Raw genomic sequence first — 8,089 nt, 5'->3', positions numbered from 1 at the left:
GGCCGAGGCGGCGGCGCGCAGCGTGCTCGAGGACCTCCGATCGGGACCTCAGGCCTTCCGCATGTAGGTCCGGACCGTCAGCGGGGCGAACACCGCGACGACGACCGCCGCTCCGAGGAGGCTGATCCACAGGTCACCCGTCACCGCGCCGTGGTTCACGAGCTCGCGGACCGCGGTGATGAGGTGCGAGATCGGGTTGACCTCGGTGAACCACCGCAGCCAGCTCGGCAGGGTGTCGACGGGGACGAACGCGTTCGAGAGGAACGTCAGCGGGAACAGCACGAGGTTCGCGATGCCCGAGACGCTCGACGCCGTCCGGGCGACGACGCCGAAGTACGCGAAGATCCAGCTGATCGCCCACGCGACGACGATCACGAGCAGCCCGGCGAGCACGACCGCTGCGGGACCGCCCTCCGGACGGAGACCCATGATGATGCCCACCGTGAAGGTGATCGCGGTCGCGATCGCGTACCGGACGGTGTCGGCGAGCAGGGCGCCGGCGAGTGGTGCGATCCGCGCGATCGGGAGCGACTTGAAGCGGTCGAACACGCCCTTGTCCATGTCCTCCCGGAGCTGGACACCGGTCACGATCGACGACGTGATGTTCGTCTGCACGAGGATGCCGGGGATGATCACGGGCAGGTAGCTGCCGATGTCACCAGAGATCGCCCCGCCGAAGATGTAGGTGAACATCACGGTGAAGACGATCGGCATGAGCGTCACGTCGAAGAGCTGCTCGGGCGTGCGGCGGATCTTCACGAGACCGCGGTACGCCATCGTGAACGACTGCCGGACCGTGGCGGCGAGGCCGCTGCTGCCGACTCCGGCGCGAGGTGTGACGCGCGGCGCCGAGGTGGGGGTGGGGGCGATGGTGGTCATGCGATGCTCCCTTCGAGCTCGCGGTCGGCGCCGTCGGTCGCGTCGGCGTCCGTCGGCCTCCCGGTGATGGTGAGGAAGACCTCGTCGAGGGTCGGCTTCTGCACGCTCATCTCGGCGAGGGAGATGCCGGCCTCGCGGAACGAGACGAGCAGGTCGGTCACCCGGTCGGGGTCGGTCATCGGTGCGGTCAGTCGGGAGCCCTCGGGGCTCGCGACCGCCTCGACGCCGAGCGTGGTGCGCACGATCGTCCGCGCGGCGTCCAGCCGGAGCCCGTCGGTGAGCCGGAGCTGGAGTGACGAGGTGCCGATCGACGCCTTCAGCTCGTCACCCGTGCCCTCGGCGACGACCCGGCCGTGGTCGATGACGGCGATGCGGTCGGCGAGCTGGTCGGCCTCGTCGAGGTACTGCGTGGTCAGCAGGACGGTGGAGCCGGTCGCGACGAGTTCCCGGATCGTGTCCCACATCTGCGCGCGGGTCCGCGGGTCGAGTCCGGTGGTGGGCTCGTCGAGGAAGATGAGCGGCGGCTGCGCGATGAGGCTCGCCGCGAGGTCCAGCCGGCGACGCATGCCGCCGGAGAACGCCTTGAGCGGGCGGGAGGCGGCCTCGGTCAGGCCGAAGCGGTCGAGCAGCTCGGACGACTTCGCCTTCGCCTCGCGACGGGAGAGCCCGAGCAGCCGTGAGAAGATCACGAGGTTCTCCGTCGCGCTGAGGGTCTCGTCGACGCTCGCGTACTGGCCGGTCACGCCGATGAGCGAGCGGACCGTCTGGGCTTCACGCCGGACGTCGTGTCCGAACACGCGGGCCTCACCGGCGTCCGCCGTGAGCAGGGTCGCCAGCATCGAGATCGTGGTGGTCTTGCCGGCGCCGTTCGGGCCGAGCACGCCGTACACCGTGCCGGCCTCCACACGGAGGTCGACACCGTCCACGGCGCGGTTCGTCCCGAAGGTCTTCACGAGGCCGGATGCCTCCACCGCGAGGGGTGTCGTGGTCATCGCAGGTTCCTTTCGTCGATGTCGGGGTCGATCGTGCCGCCGCCCGCTCACACGCCACTGACGCGCCACTGACACCGCTAGCGTGGTGGCGTGAGCGACACCGAGACCACGGACGGCGTGCGGCTGCGGCTCGACATCGCCTACGACGGGGCAGCGTTCTCCGGGTGGGCCCGTCAACCGGGGCTCCGCACGGTGCAGGGTGCGCTCGAGTCGGCGCTCGCCACGGTGTTCACACGGTGGGGTGAGCCGCCCCTGCTGACCGTCGCCGGCCGGACCGACGCCGGGGTGCACGCCACCGGTCAGGTCGCCCACCTCGACCTCTCCGCCGAGCAGTGGGCTGCCCTGCGGTCCAAGCGCGGCAGCACCGGGCGCTCGCCGCTGGACGGCCTCGTGAAGCGCGTGAACGGCATCGCGGCACCGGAGGGCGACGTCGTCGTCACGCGGGCATCGGTCGCCCCGGACGGTTTCGACGCCCGGTTCTCCCCGCTCTGGCGTCGCTACCAGTACCGGGTCGCCGACGTCGGGGCTCCCCGCGACCCACGTCGTCGCGGGCACACCACCTGGCACCCGACGCGCCTCGACCCCGCGGCGATGGAGCGCGGCGCGCTGGTGCTGCTCGGGCTGCACGACTTCGCGACCTTCTGCAAGCCGCGGGAGGGCGCGACCACGATCCGGACGCTCCAGGAGTTCCGCTGGGACCGCGAGCCGGACGGCACGCTGGTGGCGAGCCTCCAGGCCGATGCCTTCTGCCACTCGATGGTGCGTGCGATGGTCGGGGCGACCATCGCCGTCGGCGAGGGCCGCTTCGGCCCCGACCGCCTCGAGGAGTTGCGGACCGCGCAGCGGCGGACGAGCGAGTTCAAGGTCGCGCCCGCCCGCGGCCTCACGCTGACCGAGGTCGGGTACCCCGCCGACGACGAGCTCGCGGCGCGCGCGGAGCAGACGCGAGCGCGCCGGACCGAGGACGAGTCGGACGCCGGTACGGTCGGGGGATGAGCTCCCGCGCCGCCCGGTCCGTCGTCTCCGTCGCCCCCGGCGTGGTCTTCGTCGAGGGCCCGGTGTCGAACTGGGTCGTCCTCGCCGAGGAGGACGGCGTCGCCCTGATCGACGCCGGTTACCCCGCGGACACGGACCTCGTGCTCGACACGGTCCGGTGGGCGGGACACGACCTCGACGACCTCCGTCGGGTGTACGTCACCCACGGGCACGTCGACCACGTCGGCGGCATCCCGGGGATCCTCGAACGCTTCCCGCACGTCGAGGTCCTCGCCCACGCGGACGAGGTCGACAACGTCCGCGGGCCGTCGCGCCAGCAGGTCACCCCTGCGGAGATCGGCGGACGGCTCGCCGCACCGCGGACGTTGCGCTGGCTCCTGCGGGCACTCGGGTCCGACGCGCTGCGTCCGACGACGGTGCCGACCGTCCGCGCCTTCACGGCGGCGGACTTCGCCGGGCGCGCGATCACCCCGTTCCCCGCGGACGGCCACACCGCGGGGTCGACGGCGTACCTCCTGCCGGCGGCCGACGCGATCGTGACCGGCGACGCGGTGGTCTCCCGGCACGACACGCAACCGGCGTCCTGGGCACCACGACCCCGGATGATCACGCCGTTCTTCACGGCGGACCAGGAGCGTGCCCTGGAGTCGGCACGCGCGCTCCCGATGCCGGGCATCCTGCTCCCCGGTCACGGCCCGGCGGTCCATCGCGTCGGGTCGGAGTGGCTGCCGGTCGCGCACTGAGGCGCCGCGCCGAGTTCGTACCGGGAAGCAATCATTTACCTGACCGCAACCTGAGCGACCGGTCAGGCAGGTAGGTTCCGAGGGTCGTTGCCCCCCGACCGGGGGGAGCCAACCCACGAACGCGAAGGTCCTCATGCTCCGTACCGAACGCTCGGCGGGGGTGACGAGCCGCACGCTGGTGTGCGCCGTCACCGCCGCAGCCCTCCTCGCCGCCCCGCTCGTCGCCACCGCCCCGGCGTCCGCGAGCCCGGACGGCACCGGCCTCGTCATCGAGGAGGCCTACCTCAAGGGCGGCAGCGCGAACCAGCCGTTCACGAACAAGTTCGTCGAGCTCGGCAACCCGACCGACGCGCCGATCAGCGTGGACGGATGGTCGCTCCAGTACCGCGCCGCGACGAGCACCGGGGCGCCGTCGATCGGCAAGCTCGCCGGCTCGGTCCCCGCGCACGGCACGTACCTCGTGCAGATGGGGTCGAACGGGTCGAACGGCCAGGCGTTGCCCGAGGCCGACGCCGTCACGGGGCTCAACCCGTCGGGTTCGACAGGGACGCTCGTCCTCGCCGACCAGGCGACCGCGCTGACCCTCCCTGCCGGCGCCGTCACGACCGGGACGCCGGGCGTCGTCGACCTGCTCGGCTACGGCACCTCGAACACCTTCGAGACCGCGGCCGCCACGACAGGCACCGCCAACTCGGTGCCCGACGCGCTGACCCGCACGGGTACGACCGACACGGACTCGAACGCGGCGGACTTCTCGCTGACGAGCACGGTCACTCCCGAGAACGCTGCGGGCGAGACGACCCAGCCGACCGACCCGACGGACCCGACCGACCCGGGCACTCCTGGAACACCGGCCGAGCAGGTCACCATCGCACAGCTGCAGGGAACGACGGACACCTCGCCGTACGCCGGCAAGACCGTCCGCACCGACGGTGTCGTCACCGCCGTGTACGCCACGGGCGGGTTCAACGGCTACACGGTCCAGACCGCCGGCACCGGCGGCGCGCTCGACCTGGGGACGCACAACGCGTCCGACGCCGTCTTCGTGTACTCGGCCGCCACCGCGGCGAAGGTCGCGATCGGCGACGTGGTGCGCCTCACCGGCACGGTCTCCGAGTTCAACGGTCTGACCGAGCTGACGGTGTCGAGCACCGCGGGCCTCGAGCAACTGCCGAAGGACGGCGTCGCGAAGCCGGTCCCCGCCACGCTCACCCTCCCGCGCACCGACGCGCAGCGCGAGTCGCTCGAGAGCATGCTCGTCGCGCCGCAGGGCGACTACACGGTCGCGGACAACTACACGACCAACCAGTACGGCGAGGTCGTGCTCGCCAGCGGCAAGCAGCGCCTGCTCCAACCGACCGAGGTCGCCCGTCCGGGCAGCACCGAGGCCGCCGCGGTCGCCGCCGACAACGCCGCCCGCCAGGTCACCCTCGACGACGGTGCGAGCACGAACTTCCTCAGCGCCGCGAACCAGTCGGTCCCGGTCTCGTGGCTCACACAGGGTCCGGTCACGGTCGGTGCTGCCGCCACCTTCGACGAGCCCGTCGTCATGGACTACCGGAACGACTCGTGGAAGTTCCAGCCGACGTCGCCGATCACCGGCGCCACCCCGGCTGCGGACCTGCCGGTGTCGTTCTCGGACGTCCGCACGGCCGCGCCGGAGAACGTCGGCGGGGACGTCAAGCTCGCCGGCTTCAACGTCCTCAACTACTTCCCGACGACCGGCGACCAGCTCACCGGCTGCACGTACTACACCGACCGCGACGGCGACCCCGTCACCGTGCGCGGCGGCTGCGACGCCCGTGGTGCCGCGAACGCGGACGACCTCGCCCGCCAGCAGGTGAAGATCGTCAAGGCGATCAACGGGCTCGGCGCGGACGTCGTGTCGCTCGAGGAGATCGAGAACTCCGCCCGCTTCGGCCGGGACCGCGACGCCGCCGTGGGCACCCTCGTCGCCGCGCTGAACGCTGCGACCGGCAAGGACACGTGGGCGTACGCGAAGTCCCCGTCGAAGCTGCCCGCCAGTGAGGACGTCATCCGCCTCGCGCTCATCTACAAGAAGGACCGCGTGCAGCCGGTCGGCGGGTCGACGATCCTCACCGACTCCGACGCGTTCGCCAACGCCCGCCAGCCGCTCGCCCAGGCGTTCGCGCCGGTCGTGACCAAGCCGGGCAAGGGCAAGGGTGTCGAGAAGCCGAAGAAGGCCGACACCTTCCTCGTCATCGCGAACCACTTCAAGTCGAAGGGTTCCGGGACGGGCGCGGACGCCGACCAGGGCGACGGTCAGGGCGCGTCGAACGCCTCGCGGGTGGCGCAGTCGAAGGCGCTCGTGGCGTTCTCGACCGCGATGCAGAAGACGTCCGGCACCGACAAGGTGTTCATGCTCGGCGACTTCAACGCCTACAGCCAGGAGGACCCGGTGCGGGTCCTCGACGACGCCGGCTACACGGACCTCGGTCCGACCGAGGACCCGACCGAGTGGTCGTACGTCTTCAGCGGCCTGAGCGGCTCGCTCGACCACGTGTTCGCGTCACCCGCCGCGATGAAGACGGTCACGGGCGTGGACATCTGGAACATCAACTCGGTCGAGTCGGTCGGCCTGGAGTACTCGCGCTACGACTACAACGTCACGGACCTGTGGCGCGACGACGTGTACCGCGCGAGCGACCACGACCCGATCCTGGTGGGCATCGACCTGCCGGGTGTTGGCCAGCCCGGCAAGCCCGGTGACGGACCCGGCAAGCCCGGCGACGGACCCGGGACCCCGGGCAACGGCGGCCCCGTCGCCCAGGCCGTCGCCGCTGCACTCGCGGCGATCGTCGCGTGGTTGCGCGGCCTCTTCGGCTGACGGGCGTCCTGACGGACGTGACCACCTGACGGACGGGCGCGCCCCGCTCAGCGGCGACGCGGAGCGTTGCGCGGGTCATCGGCTGATCACCGAAACACCCTGAACGGGCTCGTCGTCTCCGGACGGCGGGCCCGTTCTGCTTCCCCGCGACTCGCGATCCCGGTGCGGTGTCGGGCGCTCGGGCGCTCGGGCGCTCGGGCGCTCGGTGCGAGGTTGTCGACACGGTGCGGTGATGTCCTCCTCGCACCACGTGGACGACCTCGCACGATGCCGCCCGCCAGGCCCAGCCCCGCCAGGCCCCGCCGAGCCCAGCCCCGCGCCAACCGAGCCTCCGAGGGAGGACGGTGCCAGCGGGCACCGTGCCTCCCGTCCGTCTGTCGGCGCGTTCGACAACGCGAGTCGCGTCGGGTAGGCTCTCTCCTTGGTCTGTGCGCACCGTGCGCCGGACAGTCAGATGAGCCCTCCACCGGGCAGTTCCACGTGCATCGCGCGGGGAACACCCACCGGAGCGGGATTCACGGACTCCTCACCTCGACACGAAAGCAGCACACCTGTGACTCGTACGTTCTCCCCGAAGCCGGCAGACGTCCAGCACGACTGGATCGTCATCGACGCGACCGACGTCGTCCTCGGCCGCCTCGCCACCCACGCGGCTGCGCTCCTGCGCGGCAAGCACAAGGCCACCTTCGCCCAGCACATGGACATGGGTGACTACGTCATCATCATCAACGCGGACAAGGTCGCCCTCACCGGCTCCAAGCTCGCCAAGAAGGTCTACTACCGTCACTCGGGCTACCCGGGCGGCCTCACGGCGACCTCCTACCCGGAGATGCTCGAGAAGCACCCCACCCGCGCCGTCGAGAAGGCGATCCGCGGCATGCTGCCGAAGAACACCCTCGGCCGTGAGCAGCTCAAGAAGCTGAAGGTCTACGCCGGCGCGGAGCACCCGCACGCCGCGCAGCAGCCCAAGGCGTACACCTTCGACCAGGTCGCGCAGTAACGACGGCCACGACGACTTCAAGGACTGATACAACTCATGGCACAGATCGCTGACTCCCTCGACCAGACCCCGGAGAGCTTCACCACGGAGAGCGCACCCGCCGCTGCCGAGGCTGCTCCCCGCCAGATCCTCAACGTCTCGGGCGGTGCCGTCGGGCGCCGCAAGGAGGCCATCGCCCGCGTCCGCCTCGTCCCCGGTGGCGGCGCGTTCACGGTCAACGGCCGCACGCTCGAGGACTACTTCCCGAACAAGCTGCACCAGCAGCTGATCAACGACCCGTTCAAGGTGCTCGAGCTCCTCGGCGCCTACGACGTCACCGCCCGCATCACCGGTGGTGGCCCCTCGGGTCAGGCCGGTGCGCTCCGCCTCGCCATCGCGCGTGCGCTGAACGAGATCGACCGCGAGAACAACCGCCCGGCGCTCAAGAAGGCCGGCTTCCTCACCCGTGACGCCCGCGTCATCGAGCGCAAGAAGGCCGGTCTCAAGAAGGCCCGCAAGGCGTCGCAGTTCTCGAAGCGCTAGTCGCTCACCGAACCCGATCGCAATGCCGCGTTTGTTCGGTACCGACGGTGTTCGTGGTCTCGCCAACGGCGAGCTGACGGCCGCGCTGGCTCTGGGTCTCGCCCAGGCC

General features: G+C 71.2%; 7 protein-coding genes. 5 read left to right on the top strand and 2 right to left on the bottom strand.

Annotation, left to right across the window (positions count from 1 at the left end; all coding sequences use genetic code 11):
* Positions 1-48: 48 nt before the first annotated feature.
* Both ACSW7Y_RS14615 and ACSW7Y_RS14610 read right to left on the bottom strand, forming a co-directional pair.
* Positions 49-879, bottom strand: a complete 831-nt coding sequence (locus tag ACSW7Y_RS14615; protein ID WP_438126972.1) for an ABC transporter permease — start codon at positions 877-879, stop codon at positions 49-51.
* Positions 876-1,871 (bottom strand): ATP-binding cassette domain-containing protein, encoded by a 996-nt coding sequence (locus tag ACSW7Y_RS14610; RefSeq protein WP_438126971.1) that lies wholly within the window; start codon positions 1,869-1,871, stop codon positions 876-878. The genes ACSW7Y_RS14615 and ACSW7Y_RS14610 overlap by 4 nt, the downstream gene beginning before the upstream one ends.
* A 90-nt stretch (positions 1,872-1,961) precedes the next feature.
* On the opposite strand from ACSW7Y_RS14610, the gene ACSW7Y_RS14605 reads away from it, so the two are divergent.
* The 5 genes from ACSW7Y_RS14605 (at position 1,962) to rpsI (ending at position 7,980) form a co-directional block, all read left to right on the top strand.
* Positions 1,962-2,867 carry a tRNA pseudouridine synthase A gene (locus tag ACSW7Y_RS14605; RefSeq protein ID WP_438126970.1) on the top strand — a complete coding sequence of 302 codons (906 nt, stop codon included), beginning with the start codon at positions 1,962-1,964 and terminating at the stop codon, positions 2,865-2,867.
* Positions 2,864-3,610, top strand: coding sequence for an MBL fold metallo-hydrolase (locus ACSW7Y_RS14600; RefSeq protein WP_438126969.1), 747 nt, complete (start codon positions 2,864-2,866; stop codon positions 3,608-3,610). Before ACSW7Y_RS14605 ends, ACSW7Y_RS14600 begins: the two co-directional genes overlap by 4 nt.
* 133 nt (positions 3,611-3,743) lie before the next feature.
* Entirely contained in the window at positions 3,744-6,458 is a 2,715-nt protein-coding gene (locus ACSW7Y_RS14595; RefSeq protein ID WP_438126968.1) for an ExeM/NucH family extracellular endonuclease, read from the top strand.
* Between the two features lie 553 nt (positions 6,459-7,011).
* The gene (rplM, locus tag ACSW7Y_RS14590) at positions 7,012-7,458 is read left to right on the top strand and encodes a 50S ribosomal protein L13 (RefSeq protein WP_022904636.1); all 447 of its coding nucleotides are present in this window, start codon (positions 7,012-7,014) and stop codon (positions 7,456-7,458) included.
* A gap of 36 nt (positions 7,459-7,494) precedes the next feature.
* A complete protein-coding gene (gene rpsI / locus ACSW7Y_RS14585; protein ID WP_175328271.1) occupies positions 7,495-7,980 on the top strand; it encodes a 30S ribosomal protein S9 in 486 nt (161 codons plus the stop codon).
* Positions 7,981-8,089: the final 109 nt, after the last annotated feature.

The organism is Curtobacterium flaccumfaciens, assembly GCF_051548005.1.
Lineage (GTDB): Bacteria > Actinomycetota > Actinomycetes > Actinomycetales > Microbacteriaceae > Curtobacterium.
The sequence above is the reverse complement of the archived record's forward strand: the minus strand, read 5'-3'. Positions and strand labels throughout refer to the sequence as shown.

What these genes read in the sequence shown, in the direction of transcription:
- rpsI (WP_175328271.1), top strand. Translation starts at nt 7,495, where the DNA reads ATGGCACAGATCGCTGACTCCCTCGACCAGACCCCGGAGAGCTTCACC.
- ACSW7Y_RS14595 (WP_438126968.1), top strand. Translation starts at nt 3,744, where the DNA reads ATGCTCCGTACCGAACGCTCGGCGGGGGTGACGAGCCGCACGCTGGTG.
- ACSW7Y_RS14615 (WP_438126972.1), bottom strand. Translation starts at nt 879, where the DNA reads ATGACCACCATCGCCCCCACCCCCACCTCGGCGCCGCGCGTCACACCT.
- ACSW7Y_RS14600 (WP_438126969.1), top strand. Translation starts at nt 2,864, where the DNA reads ATGAGCTCCCGCGCCGCCCGGTCCGTCGTCTCCGTCGCCCCCGGCGTG.
- ACSW7Y_RS14610 (WP_438126971.1), bottom strand. Translation starts at nt 1,871, where the DNA reads ATGACCACGACACCCCTCGCGGTGGAGGCATCCGGCCTCGTGAAGACC.